The organism is Arthrobacter sp. D1-29 (assembly GCF_054130585.1).
In genome coordinates this window covers 3,601,252-3,624,680 of sequence record NZ_CP096383.1, presented here as the reverse complement: position 1 = coordinate 3,624,680, position 23,429 = coordinate 3,601,252, and the positions used below count along the sequence as shown (strand labels likewise).

The 23,429-nt window shown below is 64.2% G+C and carries 24 protein-coding genes and 1 riboswitch; of the genes, 11 read left to right on the top strand and 13 right to left on the bottom strand.

Annotation, left to right across the window (positions count from 1 at the left end):
- Nucleotides 1–119: 119 nt before the first annotated feature.
- From M1E17_RS16290 to M1E17_RS16275, 4 genes are all read right to left on the bottom strand, one after another.
- Nucleotides 120–959 (bottom strand): amino acid ABC transporter permease, encoded by an 840-nt coding sequence (locus tag M1E17_RS16290; RefSeq protein ID WP_457963001.1) that lies wholly within the window; start codon nt 957–959, stop codon nt 120–122.
- Complete coding sequence (locus M1E17_RS16285) at nt 956–1,606, bottom strand: amino acid ABC transporter permease (protein WP_457963000.1); 651 nt, start codon at nt 1,604–1,606, stop codon at nt 956–958. The genes M1E17_RS16290 and M1E17_RS16285 overlap by 4 nt, the downstream gene beginning before the upstream one ends.
- 93 nt (nt 1,607–1,699) lie before the next feature.
- Nucleotides 1,700–2,584: a glutamate ABC transporter substrate-binding protein gene (locus M1E17_RS16280; protein WP_457962999.1), complete on the bottom strand. Its 885-nt coding sequence runs from the start codon at nt 2,582–2,584 to the stop codon at nt 1,700–1,702.
- Nucleotides 2,585–2,641: 57 nt separating this feature from the next.
- On the bottom strand, nt 2,642–3,397 hold the full coding sequence (locus M1E17_RS16275) for an amino acid ABC transporter ATP-binding protein (protein WP_267275722.1): 756 nt from the start codon (nt 3,395–3,397) through the stop codon (nt 2,642–2,644).
- 115 nt (nt 3,398–3,512) lie between these two features.
- On the opposite strand from M1E17_RS16275, the gene M1E17_RS16270 reads away from it, so the two are divergent.
- The 4 genes from M1E17_RS16270 (at nt 3,513) to M1E17_RS16255 (ending at nt 6,526) form a co-directional block, all read left to right on the top strand.
- On the top strand, nt 3,513–4,298 hold the full coding sequence (locus tag M1E17_RS16270) for an LOG family protein (protein ID WP_457962998.1): 786 nt from the start codon (nt 3,513–3,515) through the stop codon (nt 4,296–4,298).
- A gap of 67 nt (nt 4,299–4,365) precedes the next feature.
- A complete protein-coding gene (locus tag M1E17_RS16265) occupies nt 4,366–4,866 on the top strand; it encodes a DivIVA domain-containing protein (RefSeq protein ID WP_457962997.1) in 501 nt (166 codons plus the stop codon).
- On the top strand, nt 4,863–6,125 hold the full coding sequence (locus M1E17_RS16260; protein ID WP_457962996.1) for a hypothetical protein: 1,263 nt from the start codon (nt 4,863–4,865) through the stop codon (nt 6,123–6,125). The genes M1E17_RS16265 and M1E17_RS16260 overlap by 4 nt, the downstream gene beginning before the upstream one ends.
- 233 nt (nt 6,126–6,358) lie before the next feature.
- Nucleotides 6,359–6,526, top strand: coding sequence for a DUF3117 domain-containing protein (locus M1E17_RS16255; protein WP_009357720.1), 168 nt, complete (start codon nt 6,359–6,361; stop codon nt 6,524–6,526).
- A gap of 64 nt (nt 6,527–6,590) precedes the next feature.
- Here the strand turns inward: M1E17_RS16255 and M1E17_RS16250 are convergent, their stop codons facing one another.
- Complete coding sequence (locus M1E17_RS16250) at nt 6,591–7,223, bottom strand: O-methyltransferase (protein WP_267275719.1); 633 nt, start codon at nt 7,221–7,223, stop codon at nt 6,591–6,593.
- Between the two features lie 229 nt (nt 7,224–7,452).
- Between M1E17_RS16250 and sigE the strand changes: the two genes are divergently transcribed.
- The 3 genes from sigE to M1E17_RS16235 all read left to right on the top strand — a co-directional run bounded on the left by sigE (nt 7,453) and on the right by M1E17_RS16235 (nt 9,443).
- Nucleotides 7,453–8,070, top strand: a complete 618-nt coding sequence (gene sigE, locus M1E17_RS16245) for an RNA polymerase sigma factor SigE (protein WP_457962995.1) — start codon at nt 7,453–7,455, stop codon at nt 8,068–8,070.
- Nucleotides 8,071–8,078: 8 nt separating this feature from the next.
- On the top strand, nt 8,079–8,960 hold the full coding sequence (locus M1E17_RS16240; protein WP_457962994.1) for an anti-sigma factor: 882 nt from the start codon (nt 8,079–8,081) through the stop codon (nt 8,958–8,960).
- Between the two features lie 69 nt (nt 8,961–9,029).
- Nucleotides 9,030–9,443: a Sec-independent protein translocase TatB gene (locus tag M1E17_RS16235; protein ID WP_457962993.1), complete on the top strand. Its 414-nt coding sequence runs from the start codon at nt 9,030–9,032 to the stop codon at nt 9,441–9,443.
- Between the two features lie 27 nt (nt 9,444–9,470).
- On the opposite strand, the gene M1E17_RS16230 is transcribed toward M1E17_RS16235, so the two are convergent.
- From M1E17_RS16230 to M1E17_RS16220, 3 genes are read right to left on the bottom strand one after another with little or no spacing between them, the layout of a single operon-like run.
- Nucleotides 9,471–10,598 carry an Mrp/NBP35 family ATP-binding protein gene (locus M1E17_RS16230; protein ID WP_457962992.1) on the bottom strand — a complete coding sequence of 376 codons (1,128 nt, stop codon included), beginning with the start codon at nt 10,596–10,598 and terminating at the stop codon, nt 9,471–9,473.
- Nucleotides 10,599–10,609: 11 nt separating this feature from the next.
- Nucleotides 10,610–11,332: a DUF1003 domain-containing protein gene (locus tag M1E17_RS16225; protein ID WP_457962991.1), complete on the bottom strand. Its 723-nt coding sequence runs from the start codon at nt 11,330–11,332 to the stop codon at nt 10,610–10,612.
- Nucleotides 11,325–12,608 (bottom strand): magnesium transporter MgtE N-terminal domain-containing protein, encoded by a 1,284-nt coding sequence (locus M1E17_RS16220; RefSeq protein ID WP_267275713.1) that lies wholly within the window; start codon nt 12,606–12,608, stop codon nt 11,325–11,327. Before M1E17_RS16220 ends, M1E17_RS16225 begins: the two co-directional genes overlap by 8 nt.
- 77 nt (nt 12,609–12,685) lie before the next feature.
- Here M1E17_RS16220 and M1E17_RS16215 point away from each other — a divergent pair, with 77 nt between their 5' ends.
- Nucleotides 12,686–13,606 carry a general stress protein gene (locus M1E17_RS16215; protein ID WP_457962990.1) on the top strand — a complete coding sequence of 307 codons (921 nt, stop codon included), beginning with the start codon at nt 12,686–12,688 and terminating at the stop codon, nt 13,604–13,606.
- Between the two features lie 116 nt (nt 13,607–13,722).
- Here M1E17_RS16215 and M1E17_RS16210 read toward each other — a convergent pair whose 3' ends face one another.
- Nucleotides 13,723–15,315 carry an aminopeptidase P family protein gene (locus tag M1E17_RS16210; RefSeq protein ID WP_457962989.1) on the bottom strand — a complete coding sequence of 531 codons (1,593 nt, stop codon included), beginning with the start codon at nt 15,313–15,315 and terminating at the stop codon, nt 13,723–13,725.
- A 135-nt stretch (nt 15,316–15,450) separates the two neighbouring features.
- Between M1E17_RS16210 and M1E17_RS16205 the strand changes: the two genes are divergently transcribed.
- A complete protein-coding gene (locus M1E17_RS16205) occupies nt 15,451–16,299 on the top strand; it encodes a PHP domain-containing protein (protein ID WP_457962988.1) in 849 nt (282 codons plus the stop codon).
- Between the two features lie 65 nt (nt 16,300–16,364).
- Here the strand turns inward: M1E17_RS16205 and M1E17_RS16200 are convergent, their stop codons facing one another.
- The 4 genes from M1E17_RS16200 to thiE form a co-directional block, all read right to left on the bottom strand.
- Nucleotides 16,365–17,237: a DNA-methyltransferase gene (locus M1E17_RS16200; RefSeq protein WP_457962987.1), complete on the bottom strand. Its 873-nt coding sequence runs from the start codon at nt 17,235–17,237 to the stop codon at nt 16,365–16,367.
- A gap of 8 nt (nt 17,238–17,245) precedes the next feature.
- Nucleotides 17,246–18,937, bottom strand: coding sequence for a DEAD/DEAH box helicase (locus tag M1E17_RS16195; RefSeq protein ID WP_457962986.1), 1,692 nt, complete (start codon nt 18,935–18,937; stop codon nt 17,246–17,248).
- Nucleotides 18,938–19,268: 331 nt separating this feature from the next.
- Complete coding sequence (locus tag M1E17_RS16190; protein WP_457962985.1) at nt 19,269–20,780, bottom strand: RNB domain-containing ribonuclease; 1,512 nt, start codon at nt 20,778–20,780, stop codon at nt 19,269–19,271.
- A 139-nt stretch (nt 20,781–20,919) separates the two neighbouring features.
- Nucleotides 20,920–21,720, bottom strand: a complete 801-nt coding sequence (gene thiE / locus M1E17_RS16185; RefSeq protein ID WP_457962984.1) for a thiamine phosphate synthase — start codon at nt 21,718–21,720, stop codon at nt 20,920–20,922.
- Nucleotides 21,721–21,747: 27 nt separating this feature from the next.
- A riboswitch (TPP riboswitch) is annotated at nt 21,748–21,866 on the top strand.
- Between thiE and thiO the strand changes: the two genes are divergently transcribed.
- Both thiO and thiS read left to right on the top strand, forming a co-directional pair.
- Complete coding sequence (gene thiO, locus M1E17_RS16180) at nt 21,858–23,192, top strand: glycine oxidase ThiO (RefSeq protein ID WP_457962983.1); 1,335 nt, start codon at nt 21,858–21,860, stop codon at nt 23,190–23,192. Its footprint overlaps the riboswitch before it by 9 nt.
- Entirely contained in the window at nt 23,189–23,425 is a 237-nt protein-coding gene (thiS, locus tag M1E17_RS16175; protein ID WP_457962982.1) for a sulfur carrier protein ThiS, read from the top strand. The genes thiO and thiS overlap by 4 nt, the downstream gene beginning before the upstream one ends.
- Nucleotides 23,426–23,429: the final 4 nt, after the last annotated feature.

Below are 23,429 nucleotides of genomic sequence, written 5' to 3'. Positions count from 1 at the left end.
ACTCGGGGCTTTCAAAGAAAGGACCCCAGACACAGGAAGGGCCGGATCCTCGACGGATCCGGCCCTTTTACCATGTCCCTTGGGAGTGGCGTGCTGTTACTGCTGTTAGGGTACCGCTGCTACGGAACTGCGGCTTCGATGGGCTCAGGCTCAGCCTTTGCCACGCCGCCGGCTGCCTTCTTGGTGCCACGGTGTTCGATCCACACGGCGATCCGTGAAACGCAGATGTTGATCGCGATGTAGATGGCTGCTGCCACGAAGAAGATCGGGAACAGGAACGCCGTTCCCAGGAAGTCCGCCATGACCTGCACAGCCCGGAGCAGCTCGCCGTAAGCCACGATGTAACCCAGGGACGTGTCCTTCAGGAGCACCACCAACTGGGCAACCAACGATGGCATCATCCGGCGGATAGCCTGCGGCAGTTCGATGAGCATGCGGGACTGGAAGCTGGTCAGTCCAATGGTCAGGCCCGCCTCACGCTGGCCCCTCGGCAGTGACTGAATGCCGGCACGGATGATCTCCGAGAAGACGGCCGCGTTGTAGAGGACCAGGCCGGCCACTACAGCGATGAACGGGTTGGTGCCAAAGACCAGCAAAACGAAGAACATCATCAGGACAACGGGCATACCGCGCAGGAACTCCAGCACAACCCGTGTGGGGATGCGGACAGCAGCGGCGTCCGAGATCCGCAGGAGGCAGAGCATCAGACCCAGCGGGAAGGCGATGATCGCTGCGATGGCAGCGGCGCTAAGAGTTGCTCCGATGCCGTTCCCGAGCAACATCCAGACATCGGCCCGGGTGAAAATTGCCCAACGCCGGCCTTCGAAGATCCCTTGCTGGGCGAGGGTGGTGATGATCAAGGCGAGCAGGCCAAGGATCAGCAGGGAGCCCACTACCGACCCAATGAGGGAAACCCTGCGTGCCTTGGGGCCCGGGACGTCATAAAGAACTGAGCTCATCGGGAAATCGCCACCTTTTTTTCGACGGTGCTGGCCAGGATACCGAGCGGAACGGTAAGCAGGAGGTAGAAGAACGCAACGCCGAGCAGTACGGCCAGCACCTGGTCACCATAGGTGTTGGCAAGCTGCCTGCCGTAGCCGAACAGCTCCAGCACAAAGAAGGCACCGGCGACGGACGAGTTTTTTACGAGGGCGATCAGGATGTTGATCAATGGTGGAATGACGGTGCGAAGTGCCTGCGGCAGGATGATGAGGGACAGCACCTGGCTGAACTTCATTCCGATGCTGCGGGCAGCCTCGGCCTGCCCAACGGGAACGCTGTTAACACCGGAGCGGACAGCTTCAGCGATGAAGGCTGCGGTGTAGGCACTGAGGGCAATGATTGCTGCCACTTCAAATTGCTCGAACGTTACCCCAAGACGGGGGAGCACTACAGCGGCAAAGAAAAAGGCAATGGTCAGGGGGGTGTTTCGGAGGACTTCAACATAAGTCATGCTGAAGCCGCGCAGGGCGGCAACAGGAGAAACCCTGGCTGCGGCCAGCAACGTCCCCAACACGAGGGCGATCACCCCGGACACAGTAGACAGGAACAGGGTCCGGAGAAGGCCCTCCCAGTAAAGCGGCAGGTTTTCGAGAATAGCGTCCATGGGGTCCTTCGGCTGGTGTCGTGGACGGAGCGAAGATGGCAGCGGCGGCTGCCGGAGCCGCGGGGAGCGGACTCCGGCAACCGCCTGCGTTAGTTAGTAGCGGTCGATCTCAGGGAGCTCCGGGGCAGTCTTGATGACCGTGCCGGCAGTTGCTTCCCAGGCCTTCTTGTAGGATCCGTCCTTTTCGAATTCCTCCAGCTGGTCGTTGATCCAGTTGCGGAACTCGGTGTCTTCCTTCTTCAGGCCAATGCCGTAGGGCTCCTTGGTGAACGTCTCATCCGAGGCAAGCTTGAACGCCTCGGGCTCCTTGTCCACAAACCCGGCCAGGATCACGTTGTCAGTGGTGATGGCCTCGACCTGCTTGTTGCGGAGGGGCTCCAGGCAAGCTGAGTAGGTGGCGGCCGGAACAAGCTCTGCTCCATACTTCTCAACAATGGTGGCAGCCGGGGTGGAGCCGGTCACCGAGCAAACCTTCTTGCCCTTGACGTCCTCCGGCTTTGTGATGGAGTCGTTGTCCTTGTTGACCATCAGGGCCTGGCCGGCTTCGTAGTACGGGCCGGCGAAGCTGACGACTTCCTTGCGCCTGTCATTGATGGTGTACGTGGCAATGACCAGGTCAACGCGGCCCTGCTGGATAAACGGTTCGCGGTTGGCTGATACTGTTTCGGACCATTCAATCTTGTCGGCGGCAATTCCGAGCTTTGCAGCGATCAGCTTTCCGATCTCGACGTCAAAGCCGATGGGCTTTCCGTCCAGGCCCACCTGGCCAAACAGCGGCTGGTCGTACTTGGTGCCGATCTTGATGGTTCCGGCCTTGGAGAGCTTTTCCATCGTGCTCCCTGCCGCGAAAGTCGGAGTCTCGGCAACGGTGGGGTCGCTGGTGGTGCCGGTACCGCCGCCGCATGCGCTCAGTGACAGCGCCAGGGCTGCGGATGCTGCTACCAGGAGGGATTTCCTCCGGGTCAAAAATGCCTTCATGACATTCCTTTCATTGGGCGGCCGCCTGGGACGGCCTGGGTGCGAACTCTGACTGCGTCAGTGCGTAAGAAGCTTGGACAGGAAGTCCTTGGCCCGGCTGCTCTGGGGATTGGTGAAGAACTCTTCGGGCGTTGCGTCCTCGACGATCTGGCCGTCTGCCATAAACACCACGCGGTCAGCGGCCTTGCGGGCGAAGCCCATCTCGTGGGTGACCACAATCATGGTCATGCCCTCCTTGGCCAGCTGGATCATGACGTCAAGCACTTCATTGATCATTTCCGGGTCAAGGGCGGAGGTGGGCTCGTCAAAAAGCATGACCTTCGGCTTCATGGCCAGTGCCCGGGCAATGGCAACACGCTGCTGCTGTCCGCCGGAAAGCTGGGCGGGAAGCTTGGGGGCCTGGTGGCCTACGCCCACCCGTTCAAGGAGAGCCATGGCTTCCTTGTCAGCCTGCGCCTTGGGAACACCCTTGACCTTGATAGGGCCTAGGGTCACGTTTTCCAGGATGGTCTTATGGGCAAACAGGTTGAACGACTGGAACACCATGCCGACGTCGGCCCGGAGGCGGGCGAGTTCCTTTCCTTCCTCCGGCAGGACTTTTCCATCAATACTGATGGTTCCGCCTTCAATCGTTTCGAGGCGGTTGATGGCGCGGCACAGAGTCGACTTGCCCGAACCGGAAGGGCCAATAACAACAACCACTTCGCCCTTGCGGACGTGGAGGTCGATGTCCTTCAACACGTGAAGCTGACCGTAATGTTTGTTGACACCATTCAGGGAGACGAGCGCATCGCCGGGCACATGAGTAGTCATAAGAAGAATCTAGCGAACAAAGCCCGCTTATGACGGGAATCACGCCAAGTTGCCGCGGATCGTGATTCAAGAGATACCTGCAGCCAGCCTGCCGCCTTGGCGTTAGCCTTGGGTGATGAGCATCAACGCAGACCCGGCCAAAACCGCCCAGCCACGCCGCAAAGGGCCCCTTGAACTTCGCCGCAAACAGGCAGCGGTGGAAATGTCGGACCAGCATTTGCTGGACAGCAAGGGTCCCGGGCAGTTCGTCCATACGGATCCCTGGCGCGTGATGCGGATCCAGAGCGAATTCGTTGAAGGATTCGGGGCGCTCGCGGACCTGGGACCGGCGGTCAGCGTTTTCGGTTCAGCAAGAACCAAACCCGGCAGCCCGTACTACGAAATGGGTGTCGAGGTGGGCCGGAAACTGGCAGCTGCCGGCGTAGCCGTGATCACGGGCGGCGGTCCGGGTTCCATGGAGGCAGCCAACAGGGGCACCGTGGAAGGCAACGGCGTATCTGTGGGCCTGGGCATTGAATTGCCCTTCGAGCAGGGGCTCAACCAATGGGTGGACCTGGGCATCAACTTCCGGTACTTTTTCGCCCGCAAGACCATGTTCGTCAAATACGCCCAAGGGTTCATCGTCCTCCCCGGAGGCCTGGGCACGCTGGACGAACTCTTTGAAGCCATGGTGCTCGTCCAGACCCGGAAAGTGACCTCGTTCCCGATTGTCCTCCTCGGCGTCGCATTTTGGGGGCCGATGATCGAGTGGATCAGGGGCACCCTGGTGGCCGAGGGAATGGTTTCCGAGAAGGACCTGGACCTGATCCAGGTCGTTGATGATCCGGCCGAGGCAGTGGACCTGGTGTTGCACGGCACCGTCATCGCGCCGTCAACCAACGGGGAGCAGCGGCCCGAATAACCACCTGATACCCAACTGAATTATCAAGAGGGCCGTGGCGTCAAGGCAATCTGGCACGATGGGTGATGTGAGCTATTTTCTGGTTTTTCTTGCCATCCTGCTGATCGGTGTGGCCGCCTGGGCCGGGGCCGGTGGCAAGTCCGGCACTTTGTTCAGGCGCAGCGGGACCGGGACGGGTGGAAGTACCGGGCTGCCTGACAAAGAGTTTTCTGCCGCTGGACTTCTCGATGGAGGGTTCGAACAGCCGGTGGCGAACCTTCCGCCGGTGCTGTTGCCGGCAGAAGCAAGCCCGGCCGACGTCGACAAGGTTCGGTTTTCCCTTGGCCTGCGGGGCTACCGCATGGACCAGGTGGACCAGGTGCTGGACGAGTTGAGGGACCAGCTGGCCGCCAAGGATGCGGAACTGGAACGGCTCCGGATGCGGCTGCTCGAGGCCGAGCAGTCCCAGCAGGCCTCCACGGGGACGCAGGCAGCTGATAAGGCCGGAACCGTGGCGGTGGAAGCTCAGCAGGATCGGCCAACAACCACGTCCCGGCCTGAGCGGGAAAAGGCTGAGGGCACACTTTGAGTGCAGGCACGGGTACCCGGGCGGGCCTGACAACAAGGATTGGCCAGGCGGCGGGGCGCGCAGGCGATGCATTCCGCGGATGGCCCTGGTGGCTGCAGGTTATTGCGCTCTATTGCGGCTCACGGCTGGCGGGCGCGTTCATCTTTATGGCGGCGGCCCTGCACCAGGGGCCAAACCCCTGGTTCCCGGCCAAGCCCGACTACTGGAACTTCATCAACATCTGGGACGCCCGCTGGTACGGCGAAATCGTCACCAATGGCTACCCCTCCGTGCTTCCCACTGATGACACCGGCAACGTGCAGGAGAACGCCTGGGCGTTCTATCCCTTGTTTCCCGCCTTGGCGCGTGGACTCGGGGCAATAACAGGCCTCAACCCCGCAGCTTCGCTCACCCTGGTTGCCATGCTGTCCGGTGTGGGGGCGGCCCTGGTCACCTACGCCCTCTTTAGGTACAAAGCTGCGCACTCCACTGCACTGTGGGGTGTGGTCTTCTTCGCGACTTTTCCTGTTTCGGCGATTCTCCAGGTTCCGTACGCGGAGCCTCTGACCCTCCTGCTCCTGGCGGCAGCCTTGCTGCTGGTGATCCGCCGCCGCTACCTTTGGGCGATTCCGGTGGTTCTGCTGATGTGCCTTTCCCGGCCTGTTGGTGTTCCGTTTGCCGCCATGGTGGGACTGCTTCTCCTTTACCGGCTGATCCAACGCTTCCGCCGGGCCGCCAGCATGGCAAGCTCTCCCGGTAGCCACACGCCAGGAGAGCTTGCCCGCCTGGCAGCCCTGGCAGCCGTCAGCGGCGCCTCCGCCCTCATCTGGCCGGCTGCGGCCTGGGCAACCACCGGAGACATTCAGGCGTACACCAAAACGGAGACCGTCTGGAGGGGGCATGACCTGGTGCCGTTCAAGCCATGGTTCGACACCGGCATCCAACTCTTTGGTCCAGTACTCGGAGTGATGGCCCCGTTCATCTTCGCCGGCCTTTTTGCGCTGCTGCTGTTCTCGCCGCCGGTGGTGCAGCTTGGCGTTGAGCTTCGTCTGTGGTGCGCCTGCTACATGGGCTATCTCCTGATCTTCCTGCACCCGCAGACCAGCACGTTCCGTATGCTGCTCCCGCTCTTTCCGCTGGCGCTCAGCGCCGCACTCCTGTCCCGGTCACGGGCCTATCGCGGGACAGTTCTGGTGATGTTTGTCCTGCTCCAGATCGTCTGGGTCGTCTGGCTCTGGGCCTGGGCCCAGCTGCCCGGCGGAGGGGATTACCCACCGTAAGCCGTGGCGGCCGTGAGCATCGCCGCCGGGGAATATGACGCGGCCGGAAAACTCCATCGATTAGCTACGTACGGGTAATTACGGGATAATAGTAAGTAAGCAAGGACAAAAGCATTCAGAATACGTTCAGCCATGGCGGTGTCCACACGGGCCGCCATAGCGGCTTGATGACCATGCGGACACAGCCCGTCCGGGCTGATAAGTCCTGGGACTAAATGGAGGGGAAATTCCTCATGGCGGCTATGAAACCACGCACCGGCGACGGCCCTATGGAAGTCACCAAAGAGGGCCGCAGCCTGATCATGCGTGTGCCGCTCGAAGGCGGCGGACGGCTTGTGGTCGAACTCAATGCTGCGGAGGCGGCCAACCTCAAGGAATGCCTCGTCGGCGTTACCGAATAAACCCGCTGGCTCAGGCCCGCAGCCCCCGGGCTGCGGGCCTGACCTGTTTATCAGGGGTTGCGCACTATTTCTTGACGGCTACCAGGAGGCCGTCACCGGTGGGAAGCATGGCTGAGGCCAGCCGGTCGTCGTCGCGGATGGTCTTGCCGACCTGGCGGAGCACCACCGTACTGGCTTCCCTGTCCGCAGGGTTGGCCACCCGGTCCTTGTCCAGGGCGTCGTTGATGATGAGCAGGCCGCCGGCCTTGAGGAGCCGGATGGCCTGTTCCACGTAGCCAGGCAAACCAGGCTTGTCGGCATCGATGAACACCAGGTCATAGGCCGCGTCCGTGAGGCGGGGCAGGACATCGCCGGCCCGGCCGGAAATGGTCCGGGTGCGGTTGGCCGGACTTCCTGCCTCTGAAAACGCTTCGCGGGCGGCCTTGAGGTGCTCGACGTCCACGTCGATGGTGGTCAGTACAGCCTGCGTGCCCAGGCCGCGAAGGATGCAGACGCCGGAGACCCCCGCTCCTGTTCCGATTTCGACGGCGGTCTGGGCCTTCGATGCCGCCGCCAGGACGGTCAGGACTGCACCGACGCCGGGACCGACAGGCGTCACGCCGAGCTCGAAGGAGCGCTCGCGCGCCCGCAGCATAACTTCATCCTCTGCGGGCAGATCTTCTGCATAGGACCAGCTCGTGGACTTGTCGGCGCTCATGGGGATTCGCTTTCTGGGCGGCAGGGGAGTGTTTCATACAGCGTACTGTGTCAGGAGGTGCCCTCCGCGGAAGGTGCTGTGTTGCGCCGTGGGCTGAAGAGGGTTGCCGGTCAGGTAATTCCCAGACAAATTTGAAATGATGGATATCCGGTCATCCATGGGGTGATCGGCGCCGAACCAGAGATGTCAAAAGTATCCGGGCGTTAGCAATCCACGAGGGGAGTGGACGATGTCATCATCAGTTGTGGCACCTGTCCCTGCAGTAGAAGATTCCACGGTTGAATGGGTCAGGCCCACGTGGGAAGAGGTCGTGTCCAACCACTCGGCCAAGGTCTACCGGCTTGCCTACCGTCTCACGGGTAACAAGTTCGACGCTGAGGACCTCACGCAGGAAGTCTTTGTTCGCGTTTTCCGGTCGCTTGAGAACTTTAAGCCGGGGACCCTGGACGGCTGGCTGCACCGGATCACCACCAACCTGTTCCTGGACCAGGCCCGGCGCAAGAGCCGGATCCGGTTTGATGCGCTGGCAGAGGATGCAGAGTCCCGGATCCCGGGACGGGAACCCGGCCCCGAGCAAAGCTTTGAGTTCAACAACCTTGATCTCGACGTCCAGGCTGCCCTTGAGGAACTTCCGCCGGACTTCCGGGCAGCCGTGGTGCTGTGTGACCTGGAGGGCCTGTCCTACGATGAGGTGGCAGCCGCCTTAGGCGTCAAGCTGGGAACGGTGAGGTCACGCATCCATCGCGGGCGGACCATGCTGCGCGAAAAGCTTGCCCATCGGGATCCCCGGCCCCAGCAGTCGCGGAAACCAAAGCTTTCCATGCCCCGCATCGCCGGCATCCTCTGATCGGCCCCATGTCGCCCCAGAGCCTCTTTGGCCGCCGGCATCACCGCGGCGGCAACCACGTGAATTCATGCGCCCAATGTGCCGCCGCTGTGCACCGGGAACGTCAATACATTGAACGGTTGCGTCAGTCAGCGGTACCTCCGGCAAGCCAAGACCTCACGGCGCGGTTGCTGGCACAAACCCAGCTCTTGGCCGCAGCCCCTCCGGAGCCCCCGCCGGGGCAGCACCTGGCAACAAAAGTCCTTGCCTTCACCGCAGGCGGAACAGCCGCGGCAGCCGGTGTGCTGGCTGTCAGCGCCTTTGCCATGGCAGGAGACACCTTCCCGGCGGCCGGAGACGCCCTGGAGGGCAGCCTGGCGCAGCACACTGCCCAGCTTCCTGCCGACGGCCGCCAGCTGAGTGAGGCGCAATTGGCGCAGCTTCGTACCGAAGGCTGGGTCTGTCCTGAGCTCGAGTCGCTCGGTTTCCACCTCCAGTCCGCAAGGGCAACCACGCTGGACGGCCACCCGGCCGTGGAGATACAGCTCTGGGACGGCAAGCATTACGCCCGGATAGTTGAACAGCATGATGCAGCTGAACAGTCGGGAGCGGTCAGCCCGCACACTGTGGCTGACCACGATCCGGCTCAGCTGCGGGCCGGCGGTACTTCGCCCTGGACGTTTACATACCAGACCCCGGCAGGCAGATTCACCTATGAGTCCGACCTCCCCGCGGACCAGGCGGACGACGCCCTCCCCGTGCTGCAGAGGCTCAGCGCCGCCGCTGCGGCGGGGATCAATGTCCGGGCTGCGCGGGAACCTGCGACCGCCGATGGCGGCAGCCGGGACGAATCCATCAGCGACAGGCTGCAGCGGGGATTCCGCAAAATAATGGAAATGCTCACGCCTTGATCCCGTCGGATTCCGTGGCCCCGGAGGGCGAATCGTCACCGGGACCCAGGAGAGGGTAATCTTCCTAAAGTGTTTGGAATCAACGGCCCGGAATTCTTCCTTCTGCTGATCATCGGCATCATGGTGATCGGCCCCAAACGCCTGCCCGAATACACCCAGAAACTGGCGAATCTGGTGAAGGAAGTCCGGCGCATGGCTTCTGGCGCGCGCGAGCAGATCAAGGAGGAAGTGGGGATCGATATCGACGACGTCGATTGGAAGAAATACGATCCCCGCCAGTACGATCCCCGACGCATCATCAAGGAAGCGCTGCTCGACGACGACTCCAAGCCTGTCAGCCCCGGTGCTCCTGCCGCCGTCGCCGCCGCTTCAGGTGCCGCGGCGGTTGCCGCCGGTGCGTCTGCCGGTTCGTCCCGGCCCGTGCGGACCGTCGAACGCCTTCCGGCCGGCGAAGTGGCACCCTTCGATACCGAAGCGACGTAACCCTAACTTTTTGCAGGGGCAGCGCGGTCAGCGCGGCTGCAGCCCCAGCTTCATCTCCGTCAGGCCCCGTGGTTTGGCTGCCAATTTACCGGCAATCGCCGTGAGTGCAACCGCTGCCGGTGTTTCCGGCCGGCCAAGGACAATCGGGGAACCGGCGTCGCCGCCCTCACGCAGCAGGATGTCCAAGGGAATCTGCCCCAACAGAGGCACGTCAGTGCCTACTGTCGTTGTCAGGCGGTGGGCCAGCACCGCCCCGCCGCCGCTTCCGAAAAGCTCCATCCGCCCGCCGTCGGGCATTTCCAGGTAGGACATGTTTTCGATAACACCCGCCACCGACTGGCCCGTCTGGGTGGCAATCGCCCCGGCCCGTTCCGCGACGTCGGTTGCCGCGGCCTGTGGGGTGGTCACTACCAGGATCTCTGCCTTGGGCAGCAGCTGGGCCACCGAGATGGCAATATCCCCCGTTCCTGGCGGCAGGTCAAGGAACAGGGCGTCAAGGTCGCCAAAGTACACGTCGGTCAGGAACTGCTCCAGGGCGCGGTGCAGCATGGGTCCCCGCCAGGCCACCGGCTGGTTGGCCGACACGAACATGCCGATGGAGATGACTTTTACGCCGTAAGCAACGGGAGGCAGGATCATGTCGTCCACCCGGGTGGGGGCCTGGGTGATGCCCATCAGTGCCGGGACAGAGAAGCCATAGACGTCAGCGTCAACAATGCCCACCCGCAGCCCCTGTGCGGCCAGCGAGCACGCAAGATTAACGGTCACTGAGGACTTCCCGACGCCGCCCTTGCCGCTGGCGACTGCGAAGACCTTGGTCAGTGAGCCAGGCTGATTAAAGGGAATTCCGCGCTGGGCGCCGGCGCCGCGGAGCTGCTCTTTCAGGGCGTCCCGCTGGGATTGGTTCATCACCTTGAGTTCAACCTCCACCGCGGTGACCCCATGGACTGCGGATAAGGCCGCTTCCGAGTCGGCGGTGATGGTTTCACGCAGGGGACACCCGGCGATGGTGAGGAGCACTGCCAGCCGGACGCGGCCGTCGTCGGAGATTTCCACGGATTCCACCATGCCCAGCTCGGTGATGGGACGGCGGAGCTCAGGATCGATAACGGTGGCCAGCGCAGCATGGACTGCCTGGTCCAGGGAGTCATTCATACAGGCCGGGCTCAGCTTTCGGGGGTCGGGGGCTTCGGGGGGACGGCGGGGTCCTTGACGGAGTGCCCGGGTTTGACCCGGGGGATCTGCTGCGTTCGGGGGCTGCGTTGCCGGTCGCGCTTTTCCTTGAGCCTTTCCTTCACCTTGTCACGCGGGGATTCATGGCTGCCGGTTCCGGAGGGGTCATGAGTGCGCAGTTCCTCCTGCGCTTCAAGCATGTCCTCCAGCAGGGAGCGCAGCTCAGCCCTGACGTAGTCGCGGGTGGCAACCTCGCGAAGCGCAATCCGGAGCGAGGCCAGTTCGCGGGTCAGGTACTCAGTGTCGGACAGGTTCCGTTCTGCCCGCTGGCGGTCCTGCTGGAGTGACACGCGGTCACGGTCGTCCTGCCGGTTCTGGGCAAGAAGCAGCAGAGGCGCGGCGTAGGACGCCTGCAGCGAGAGCATCAGGGTCAGCAGTGTGTAGCCAAGCGCCCGGGAATCGAACTGCCATTCCATCGGCGCCCAGGTGTTCCAGGCCAGCCAGATGACAACGAACACCGTCATGTAGACGAGGAACTGCGGTGTACCCATAAAGCGGGCGAAACCTTCGGTGGCGTGGCCAAAGGCATCCGGATCCGGTGAGAACTTTGGCAGGATGCGTTGGCGGCCGCTCAAAGGCGTGTCAAGGCTGCCTGTGGCTGCGGCCTTGGACGAGGTCCGGTGGGAGGGGTTCTTAGGGGCGCTGTTGTCAGCCAATGCGGCCTCCGAGCCTTCTTATCGGGGCTTCGCCATCGTGGGCGCGCCAATCATCCGGCAACAGATGATCCAAAACGTCATCAACAGTCACCGCCCCCACAAGCCGGCCGGCCTCATTGACTACCGGAAGGGAGTTCAGGTTGTAGGTTGCCAGCGTCCGGGCCACTTCACTGATGTGGGCTTGGTCGGACAGTGGCTCAAGATTCTTGTCCACCAGGTTCCCGAGCGGCTCAAACGGGGGGAACCGCAGCAGTTGCTGGATGTGGACCACACCGAGGAAACGGCCGGTAGGGGTCTCCAGCGGTGGCCTGGTGATAAAGATCGAGGAGGCGAGGGCGGGAGAGAGTTCCTCACGCCGGACATGCGCCAGGGCCTCGGCGACCGTGGCTTCCGGGGGCAGGATCACGGGAACTGGCGTCATGAGGCCGCCTGCGGTGTCGGCGTCGTATTCCAGGAGTCGGCGGACGTCCTCGGCGCCTTCGGGCTCCATCAGTTGCAGCAGTTCCTCAGCCTGCGCGGAGGGAAGCTCGCCCAGGAGGTCTGCGGCGTCGTCGGGATCCATTTCTTCCAGGACGTCGGCGGCCCGTTGAACGTCCAGGGCGGAGAGGATTTCCACCTGGTCATCCTCGGGGAGTTCCTGCAGGACGTCGGCGAGCCGTTCATCCTGAAGTTCACTGGCCACCTCAAAGCGGCGTTTGTCGCTCATCTCCTGGAGGGCTTCTGCGAAGTCGGCGGGCTTGAGGTCCTCGTGGTTGGCCACGAACTGGGTGGCTGCCTGCGGTTCTGTCCGGGCGCCCTGGAGCGCGTCTGCCCAGTCGATGATCAGGGTTTCGTTGCGGCGGAGCCGGCTCAGGGGCGACAGCGAATGGCCACGGCGGACAAACAGTTTGCTCACGAACCAGTCGCCGGAACGGTGCTGGTCCATGGCGATGTCTTCGATTGTGGCGTCACCGCTGCCGTCACGGAGGGTAACGCGGCGGTCAAACATTTCAGCGACCACCAGGGTCTCGGCCCCGCGCTGTTCAAAGCGGCGGAGGTTGACCAGGCCGGTGCAGATGATCTGCGTCTGGTCGATCGAGGTGATGCGCGTCATGGGTACAAAGACCCGCTTCTTCCCGGGAACCTCGACGACGATACCCACCACGTGTGGGGCGCCCCGGCTTCCGCGGGAGAGCACCACAACATCACGCAACCGGCCCAGCCGGTCGCCCAGCGGGTCGAAGACGTCAAGACCCAGAAGGCGCGCCACGAAGACGCGCGTAACGTTTGTGCTCACGTCTACAGGCTACCCAGTCTGCTCTCTTTTAGCTGAATTTACAGGCGCTACACATGCTGATGGGCAAGAATGGAGGTATGTCAAACATTTTTGGTGCTCCCAGGGCCGGCGGCCCCAACGGGGCGGACGAGGCCCGCACCGTCCCCACCGGTGACACCGTCGGTTCATACACCTCCTATCTGGATGCCCAGAAGGCGGTGGACTACCTCGCTGACCAGCAATTTCCGGTTCATATGGTGTCCATCGTTGGCAACGAACTGAAAATGGTGGAGCGGGTGACCGGCCGCCTCAGCTACCCGCGGGTGGCACTGTCCGGGGCACTCAGCGGCATGTGGTTCGGCCTGTTTGTCGGCGTGCTGTTGTCCTTCTTTGCGCCGTCCCCGGGTTACTTCTCCATCCTCACCTCTGTGCTGATGGGTGCTGCGTTCTTTATGCTCTTTGGCATTGTCACGTACGCGATGCAGCGGGGAAAGCGCGACTTCACGTCCACGAGCCAGGTGGTTGCCACCACCTACGATGTGGTGGTCTCCGTGGAAGCGGCCCACGAGGCACGCCGGCTGCTCCAGCAACTGCCGATGACCCGCACAGACGCTGCCGCGGGGGCCTATACCCAGCGCGACTACCAGAACCAGCCCTACAACCAGCCGGGGCAGGGTCCTGCCCGTCCTTCCGGCTGGAGTGACCCCTACGGCCAGCAAGGCTCAGGGCCATCCGGGCAGGGCGAACCCGCCGCGGCCCAGCCCGGCCAGCAGCCGGAGGGAGCGGCTCAGCAGGCTGCAGCACCGGTGGCAGCGGTACGGTATCCGGATCTGCCCGACGGCCGTCCGCAGTATGGGGTCCGCGTTTCAAGCAGTCCGGCTCCGGGTGGTGCACCCGTCACAGGCCAGTCGAACCAGGTCCAGGGCGCTCCGCGCCAAGACAGCCCTGCCGCTGACAGCGGAAGCCCGGACAAGACTCAGGCGGCCCCACCGAAGGACCGGGACGAACCCCAGCCCTAGCCTGTCCTGCAGGATCGTTTGGCGCGAACGGACACTTAAGCCCCAAGCGCGAACGGACACTTAAGCACCCAAAGGGGCTTAAGTGTCCGTTCGCGCTTAACGGGGTGGAAGGGAGCCTAGGAGGCCTCGGCGTCGGCCTCGCGGTAGATGCCGGCCATCCAGGACTCGACGTCGGCCGCCTTGCGGGGCAGTGCTGCGCTCAGGTTGACGGGGCCATCGGCTGTCATCAGGATGTCGTCCTCGATCCGGACGCCGATGCCGCGGTATTCCTCCGGGATGGCGAGATCTTCGTTCTTGAAGTAGAGGCCTGGTTCGATGGTGAACACCATCCCCGCCGTCAGCACGCCGTCCAGGTACAGCTCACGCCTTGCCTGGGCACAGTCGTGGACGTCCAAGCCAAGGTGGTGGCTGGTGCCGTGGGGCATCCAGCGCCGGTGCTGCTGGCCTTCCGGGCTGATGGCTTCCCCCACGCTGACCGGGAGGATGCCCCAGTCGGCAAGGCGTTCGGCCAGCACCGTTGTGGCGGCGGTGTGGATATCCCGGAACTTGGCGCCGGGCTGGGCGGCAGCGAATCCGGCGTCCGCCGCGTCCAAAACCGCTTCATAGACTTTGCGCTGGACCTCGGAGAACAGGCCGTTGGCAGGGAGCGTCCGGGTGATGTCGGCGGTGTACAGGGAGTCAACTTCCACGCCGGCGTCCAGCAGGAGCAGTTCGCCGGCGTTGATTTTCCCGGTGTTGCGGGTCCAGTGCAGCACGGTGGCGTTGTTGCCGGAGGCCGCGATGGTGTCGTAGCCCAGTTCGTTGCCCACTTCACGGGCGCGGGCAAAAAAGGCGCCTTCCACAACCCGTTCCCCACGCGCGTGAGTCAGGGCACGGGGGAGGGCCTTTACCACTTCGGTGAAGCCCTCAACGGTGGCGGCCACCGCGATCTTCATCTGCTCGATCTCCCACTCATCCTTGAGGAGCCTGAGCTCGGAAAGTGCTTCGGTGAGTTTCTCGTCGAGGGCGTCCAGTACGGCAAGGTCCAGGTTCTCCGGGTCCTTGGCCGTGTTGTAGCGGGCGGTGTCCACCAGGGCGTCGATGTTCTCATCAACTTTTCGGACCAGGCGAATAGAGATGCCGCCAATCTCGGGGGCTCCCACATTCTTGGTGATGGCCGCTTCGAGCTGATCGATGTGCGCGGTGGCCAGGCCCAGGCGGGCTTCGAACTCCGCAAGGGTGGGGCGGGCGCCAATCCAGAACTCGCCTGACCGCGAGTCGGCGTAGAAGCGTTCAGTGTCCCGCCCGGCCAACGGGCGGAAGTAGAGCGTGGCGCGGTGATGGCCGCCGTCGTCGCCCGTTCCTTCAGTTACCGGTTCCAGGATCAGGACGGCATCGGGCTCATGGTCCAGGCCCAGGCCGGTGAGGTGCGCGAAGCCGGAGTGCGGCCGGAAGCGGTAGTCACAGTCGTTGGAGCGCACTTTCAGCGGACCTGCGGGGATGACCAGGCGTTCGCCCTTGAACTGGTCCGAAATGGCCTTTCGCCGGTGGGCTGCTTGTCCGGCAACGTCGTCGCGTGCGGGAAGCTCTTCGCTGGAGGGCGCCCAGTTGCTGGCCATAAAGGCCTTGAAGGCGTCCGAACTTGGCCGCTGCGAGCGGTTGTTCACGCGCTCGTCGAGGGGCTGGGAAGGTGTGTTGTCGGCGTTTGGGGTGTTTTCGGCATCGTTCACGGCACCATCGTCTCACCAGCAGCGGGCTGGGACCAACGGAGGGGAACCAGCGGTGAACGTACGGGGGGCCACTTCAGTGGTTGAACCCGGCGGTGGACGCGGGGTGAACGCAGCACGTTGAACTAGGCTGGGCGAGTGAGGATTGACCTGCATACCCACTCCAATGTTTCTGACGGCACGGAAACGCCAGCCGATGTCATCGGCTCTGCTGCCCGCGCGGGCCTGGATGTGGTGGCACTGACGGACCACGATTCCACCGACGGCTGGGCGGAGGCCGCACGCGCCACTCTGGACACAGGAGTGGCCCTGGTGCCCGGCATGGAGGTCTCCTGCCGGACAGAGCAGGGCATCAGTGTGCACCTCCTGAGCTACCTTCATGATCCTGCCCACCCTGGCCTGCTGAAGGAGATCACCAAGGCCAAGGACGCCCGCCTCACCCGTGCCGAACGGATGGTCACCCTGCTGGCGGAGGACTACCCGCTGACATGGGACGATGTGATCCACCATGTGGCCCCGGGCGCCACCCTGGGACGCCCGCACATCGCCGACGCCCTGGTGGCTGCCGGTGTGGTGTCGGACCGGTCCGAGGCGTTCACCTCAATCCTGACCTCACACTCGCGCTACTTCGTCCAGCACTACGCGCCGGACCCGGCAGCCGCCGTCGAACTTGTCCGTGCCGCCGGCGGCGTCCCCGTTTTCGCCCATCCGGTGGCTTCGGCGCGTGGCCGGATTGTGGGGGAGCGGACCTACCGGGAAATGATCGACGCCGGGCTGGCGGGCCTGGAGATCGACCACCGCGACAACCCGGAGGAGGGCCGGGAGTTCCTTCGCGGGCTTGCGGCCAAGCATGGACTGCTGGTCACCGGATCCTCGGATTACCACGGGACCGGCAAGCCGAACCTGCTGGGTGAGAACCTCACTGCTCCCGAAGTGCTTGCCCGGATCGAGGAGCTGGCCACCGGCACCGTCGTCGTCCGCCCCTAAGCTCCGCCGCCCATCTGACTGGCAGTAGACGCTCCGAAAACGCGTTTTGAGGACGTAAGTGCGAGCTAGTTGGGCGGGAAGGACGTGAGGGTCGCGTGCGTGCCAAGCCGCTTGGCCATCACGTCGATGGCGGGCTGGTTCTGGTCCACGCACACGAACTTCCGGTCCAGCTTCGCGGCGACGGCACCCAGGGTTCCTGAACCGGCAAAGAAGTCCAGGCACCAGTCGCCCGGGCGGCTGGAGGCGGCCACGACACGCCGGATGAGCCCCTCGGGCTTCTGCGTGGGGTAGCCGGTTTTTTCCTTGCCGGTGGGGGAGACGATGGTGTGCCACCACACGTCGGTGGGCAGCTTCCCGAGCTCACGTTTGGCGGGAGTGACAAGCCCCGGTGCCATGTACGGTTCGCGGTCCACTTCGGCACTGTCGAAGTGGTACTTCACCGGATTTTTGACGTACACAAGGATGTTGTCGTGCTTGGTGGGCCAGCGGAATTTGGCCCGGGCGCCGTAGTCGTAGGCCCAGATGATCTCGTTCAGGAAGCACTCACGGCCGAAGATGGCATCAAGCATCACCTTGGCGTAGTGGACTTCCCGGTAATCAAGGTGCAGGTACAGCGTTCCGTCGTCGGCCAGCAGCCGCCACGCCTCGACGAGCCGGGGTTCCAGGAAGGACCAGTAATCGCTGAAGGCGTCGTCGTACCGGTGCAGGGCGCCCTTGATGGTGTCGTAGGAGCGTCCCTTGAAGCCCACACGGTCTCCGGCGCCGTCGGCGTTGGCCACCATCCTGGTTTCCTGGCGCCGCTGGACCCGGCCGGTGTTGAACGGCGGGTCCACATAAATGAGTGTGAAGGCGCCGTCCGGCAGCGAGGGGAGGAAATCCGCGTTATCCGCGTGAACCACCAGGTTGCTGCCGTCCGGCGCCCAGACAATGTCAGTCATTGAGGCGGTTAGGCCTCGGTGCTGCCCGGCTGGGCGGCGGTGTCGCCACCGGCAACCACTTCGCCGTTGCGGCGGCGGGTGCGGGTCCGGCTGCGGCGCGTCCGGGACTGGTCTCCATCAGCCGGAGCGGAAGCCGCCGGTTCAGCGGCGGGACCCGTGCCGGCTGTCGCCGCATCTGACGTACGACGGCGGCGCTCACCTGAGCGGCCGGCTGTTTCAGTCCCGCTGCGGCGGCTGGATGACCGTGTGCGGTCGCGGCTGCTGTCCTTCGCGCTGTCCCGGGCAGAGTCCCGTCCACTGCTGCTGCGGGAGTTCTTCTTGCCGGTTTCGCCGAGGTCCTCGAGGACTTCGGCGTCAACCCCGGCCAGCGTGCGCTTGTTGCGGGGAAGCCGGCCCTTGGTGCCTTCCGGGATGTCCAGATCCTCAAACAGGTGCGGCGAGGAGGAGTAGGTTTCCACCGGCTCCGGCACGCTCAGGCCCAGGGCCTTGTTGATCAGGCCCCAGCGGGGCATGTCGTCCCAGTCCACAAAGGTGACAGCGGTGCCCTTGTTTCCGGCACGGCCGGTCCGGCCGACGCGGTGTAGGTAGATCTTTTCGTCTTCGACACACTGGTAGTTGATGACGTGGGTGACGTCGTCCACGTCGATGCCGCGGGCAGCAACATCAGTGGCCACCAGAACATCCACCTTGTTGTTACGGAAGGCGCGGAGGGCCTGCTCGCGGGCGCCCTGGCCCAGGTCCCCGTGGATGGCGGCGGCGGCGAAGCCACGGTCCACGAGTTCCTCGGCAACCTTGGCGGCCGTCCGTTTGGTCTTGGTGAAGATGATGGTCCGGCCGCGGCCGCGTGCCTGCAGGATGCGCGCAACCACCTCGATCTTGTCCATGCTGTGGGCACGGTAGATGAGCTGGCGGATGTCACGCTTGGTGAGGCCCTCGTCGTCGGGATCGGCGGCGCGGATGTGCGTGGGCTGCGTCATGTAGCGGCGTGCCATGGCGATGACCGGGCCCGGCATGGTGGCCGAAAAGAGCAGCGTCTGGCGGACCGGCGGGGTGCCCGCGATAAGGGTTTCCACGTCCGGGAGGAACCCAAGGTCCAGCATTTCATCGGCCTCGTCAAGAATGACGATTTTCACGTTCTTCAGGCTGAGGTGCTTTTGCTTGTAAAGGTCGATGAGCCGGCCGGGAGTTCCCACCACGATCTCAACGCCCTTCTGGAGGGCTTCCACCTGGGGCTCGTAAGCGCGGCCGCCGTAGATGGTGGTGATGCGGGCATTGCGCTTGCGCGAGGCATTCTGCAGGTCATTGGCTACCTGGACGGCCAGCTCACGGGTGGGCACGATGACCAGGGCCTGCGGCGCGCCGGGTACGGCGAGCTTGTCGAATCCGGCGTCGTCCGGTCCCACCACGCGCTGCAGCGCGGGGATGCCGAAGCCCAGCGTTTTGCCGGTGCCTGTCTTGGCCTGGCCGATGATGTCGTGGCCTGAGAGGGCAACCGGAAGTGTCATGGCCTGGATGGGGAACGGATGCGTGATCCCGGCATCGGCCAGGGACTCGACGATGTCCGCCCGGACGTTGTAGTCCGCGAAGGATTTCTCCTCGATTTCGTGCGGCTTCTCATCGGAGATGATGGTTTCTTCCGGCTCAAGGATCTCAAGGCCGGAATCGTCGATCAGAAGCTGGTGGGTATGCAATTCACTCACGGGGGAGTTTCCTTATTCATTTGGGCGTTGGCGCCGACTGCTCAACGGGCCGGCCAACAAGGCCGATCCGGAGCACGCTCAGCGCGCAAGCAAATCCAGTGGAAGCCGATCGCGGGCTATCTAAATGCTGGCACTGGTGACCAACGGGTGTATCTCAAGATCGCGTAGGGGCGGGCTTGTTGAATTCAAAATCAAACGAAATCAACGACCGGGCATCCATATCTACTTCTTCAGTCTAGCCGTACGGAACTCGAATGCTGGCCTTGGCACCCATCGTGGCGTTCACACCACGCACAAAGCGGGGATGCTGGGAGGCTTGGCGGTAATAGTTTTACCCCACCAGTTCGAAGTGGACTTCCCTGCTGGCAATGTCCGAGGAGATCAGCCGGACCCTGACTTTTGTGCCCGATTCGAGGTCGCCGCCGCACCGGGCCGTCACAGCGGGTTCTGCGATCTGGATGATCCCGGAGGCGCCGTTCCCGTTCTTTCCGTTGCCGTTGCGGCCGTTACCGTTGCCGGCGGAGTCGTTGCCGTTGCGGTCGTTGCCGTTGCGGGGCTTGGATCCGGAGATCACAATGGCATCGAATTCCTGGCCGACGTGGTTGACCAGCAGGGCGGCCTCCACCGTGTCCAACGCCATGCGCTCCATCCGCGAAGCCAACTGGTCGGACCCCGCCATGATGACCGGCAGGGACGGCAGTGCCTCCCGTGCCCAGTCCGGCACAGGCCTTCCGTTGCTCAGGGCTTCGCAGATCACCAGGACAAAGCGGTCGATCAGCCGCCGCAGCGGAGCGGTGGTGTGGGCATACGCCGCTCCGATGGCGGCCTGGATGGCGTCTTCCGGAACGTTGCCGTCGAACGCCGTATAGCTGGCGCCGCGGAAGAGCATGCCCGCAGAATGCAGGATTGCAAGCTGTCGCGGCTCCATAGGGTCCAGGGTGCGGAGGAATTCGCCGTAGGTGATTTCTCCATCCCAGGGCCTTCCCAACGCTTCCGTCTGGAGTTTGAAATGGTTCAGGGAGCGCTCATCCGGGGCCGCCATGGTGCGCAGGATGCCCACCTTCCCTTCGAGCATCAGAGCGGCGGCGGCCATTCCTGTCATGAGGGAAATCTGGGCGTTCCAATCCTCCACGGGAAGCTGCGGCGCAGCGGCAATCCGGTAGCCGCCGTCGGGCAACTGCACGATTTCCTGCTCCGGCATGTTCAGGCTCGCTCCGCCGCGCATGCGCTCCAACTCAACCCGCTTGAGACCCACTTCCTTGAGGAGCCGCAGGACGGGGGAGGCCGTTCCGGCGTCGATCTCCGCCTGGGCGCCTTTGTAGCTGAGCTTGGCGCGGCTGCGCATCCGGGCCCGGCGCAAACCCACCGAAACCACGTTAGCCGCGTCATCGAGCTCGAAGTCCCACACGAAGGCCGCACACAGTTGGCCCGCGAGGAGGCTGCCGGCCTGTTCGCTGATGATCTCCGGGTGCAGCGGAATCCGGCCGTCCGGGGCGTAGAACGTTTGCCCCCGACGGCGGGTTTCGGCATCCAGGGGTCCGCCCGGGATCACAAAGGCAGGGACATCGGCAATCGCATACAGGACCCGGTAGCCATCGCCGGCGCGCTCGATGAACAGTGCCTGGTCAAGGTCCGTGGACGACTCCGGGTCAACGGTCAGGAACTCAACGTCGGTCAGGTCAACTGCCGGCAGCTCCAGTGCCGCCACTGCCGCCTCCGCGTCCCGCACAGCTTCCTCGGGGTAGGGCCCAGGCAATTCCAGCTCGGTCCGCAGCGCGCTCAGGGCCTCCGCGAGGGCGTTTGTCAGCTCGTGGACGTTGGGAGCCAGGCGATGATGTGACACGAAATTCAGGTTAGCCCGATTTTGGCCTGGAGTGCACGCAGCGGGCCCTCAACGCGCCCGCATCGTTGTGGAGGAGTAGCCAGCCGGCGGGCATGGCGCTGACGCTCCGCCAGCCAAGCCGGCAGGGTTGAAGCAGGGCTCAGGACGCCCCGGCCTGCAATGCCTGAATCATGGCGGCCGCAGCCTCAGCGGGGTCCGGGGCCTCGGTGATGGCCCGGACCACCACCACCCTGCTGGCGCCAGCTTCGACTACCTGCTCAATGTTGCCCAGGTCAATGCCGCCGATGGCGAACCACGGGACTGCCTGGGCGCCGGGGACCGAGCCTGCTTCGCTGACGGCGCGCGCTGCATAGGACACAAGGTCCAGGCCGACGGCGGCCCTGCCGGGTTTGGTGGGAGTGGCCCAGACGGGTCCAACGCAGAAATAATCAAGCCCGGCCGCAAGGGCGCCTTCGGTGCCTGCCCGCGGGACTGCCTTGTTCGCGGCGGTCCCAGCGCTGATGGCGGCGTCGATCTGCCCGGTGCTGTGGGTGGACAGGCCTATGACCCGGTCCCCGAGGAGCAGGCGTGCGGATGCCAGCGGGAGGTCCTTCTGGCCGACATGGAAAACGGGGGCTTCGGAGAGCAGGGCGACGTCGGCACGGTCGTTGACTGCCCACAGCCGGCCGTGGCGCCGGGCCGCCGCTTTCAGTACTTCCAGGAGTTCCAGTTCCTCCGCCGCCTCGATGGACTTGTCGCGAAGCTGGATGATGTCCACGCCGCCGGAAAAGGCCGCATCCACAAAGTCGCCGAAATCGCCCTTCTCCCGGCGTGCGTCCGTGCACAGGTACAGCCGCGCGCTGCTGAAGCTGCCGGTGATGTCTGCGGCGGGTGCGGTGTCTGGTGCGGTGGAGATGGGGCTGCTGTTGGAGGCCGTGCTGTTGGAAAGGGCGGTATTCATGGAAACCAGCGTAGTTCCTCTAAACTGGCCTGGTACTGCGGGAGCCCGCGGCAGCTGTCATAAAGCGCCGGGCTGAGAGGGCGTCAGAGCCGACCGCTTGACCTGATCCGGCTAATACCGGCGTAGGGAAGGAAACCATGATCCCCCCATCCCGGAATGCGCGGGGCCCCGCCCCGACTGCAGCCGCGGCTGTTTTGCGTGCAGATGTTGCAGTGATCGGTGGCGGAGTCATAGGCCACGGCATCGCGTGGGAAGCGAGGCGCTCCGGCCGGTCCGTGGTGGTCATCGACGATGCCCCCGGTGCGGGGGCCAGCTGGGCGGCCGCAGGCATGCTGGCGCCTGTAAGCGAACTGCACTACCAGGAGGAGGACCTCCTGGAGCTGATGCTTGAGTCGTCAGCTCTGTGGCCCGCCTTTGCGGCCGACCTCGCCCGGCTGGCGGCACTGGATCCGGGCTACCTGCCGACGCCGACCATCGCCGTCGGGGCGGATGCGGCGGACCGCCGGGCCCTGATGGACCTCCGGACGGTCCAGCAGGCCAGCGGACTGCAGGTGGAACCGCTCACCATCCGGGAGGCGCGGACCCGGGAGGCCTTCCTTAGTCCGGCCATCTCCTGCGCACTGGACATCCCCGCCGACCACCAGGTCGATCCGCGGAAGCTCCTGGCGTGCCTGCGGCTTGCCCTGGCTAAACACCAGCCAGGTTCCGGAACCGCCGTCGAAGGTGCCGGCGAAGGGTTCGCCGTCGCCCAAAGGGCCACATCGCTCCTCTGGGAGGACGGCAAGGTCAGCGGCGTGCTGCTGACAGACGGCGGCAAGGTGCTGGCCGGCGAAACCGTGGTGGCGAACGGGCTGCAGGCAGCGTCCCTGTCTGGCCTGCCGCACGGCCTGCGCCTGCCTCTTCGGCCGGTGTACGGAGACATCCTCAGGCTTGCCGTCCCCCCGCATGTCCGGCCGCTGGTTACATCCACCATCCGCGGACTGGTACGGGGAGTGCCCGTGTACATCGTCCCGCGCCAGGATGGAACAGTGGTGATCGGGGCAACCCAGCGCGAGGATTCCCTGTCCGATGCCGGGGATGGCGCTGTGTCCGCCGGCGGCGTGTACCAGCTGCTGCGTGATGCCCAGGTCCTGGTCCCGGCGGTGGCAGAGCTGGAGCTTGTGGAAATAACAGCGAGGGCGCGCCCGGCGACACCGGACAATGCTCCGCTGCTGGGCCGGGTCAACGTTCCGGGAAGCGCAGAACACGTTGCCGGGCTGATCATCGCCACCGGCTTCTTCCGTCACGGCGTACTCCTCGCCCCCGCCGCTGCCGTGATCTGCCGGAACCTGATGGACGGCACGCCGGATCCGCGCTGGCTGCCCTTCAGCCCGGCCAGGTTTTCCGCGCTCGTTTCCGTTGCCGCGCCTGTTCATGCGGATGCCGCGATCGGCCCAGAAGCTGCCATCGACCCAGAAAAGGAATCAGTATGAACATCACCCTCAATGGTTTGCATCACGCCGTGTCCGACGGCGCATCCATAACCACCCTTGTCAGCCAAATCACCGGCCGGCCGCTGGCAGCTGACGGCCAGGCGACTGACGGCAAGAAGCTCGGCGTGGCCGTGGCACACAATTCCGAAGTAGTACCCCGAAGCCAGTGGTACGTCACGGCGCTCGCCGACGGTGACGACGTGGAACTGGTCACAGCAGTCCAGGGAGGCTGACACC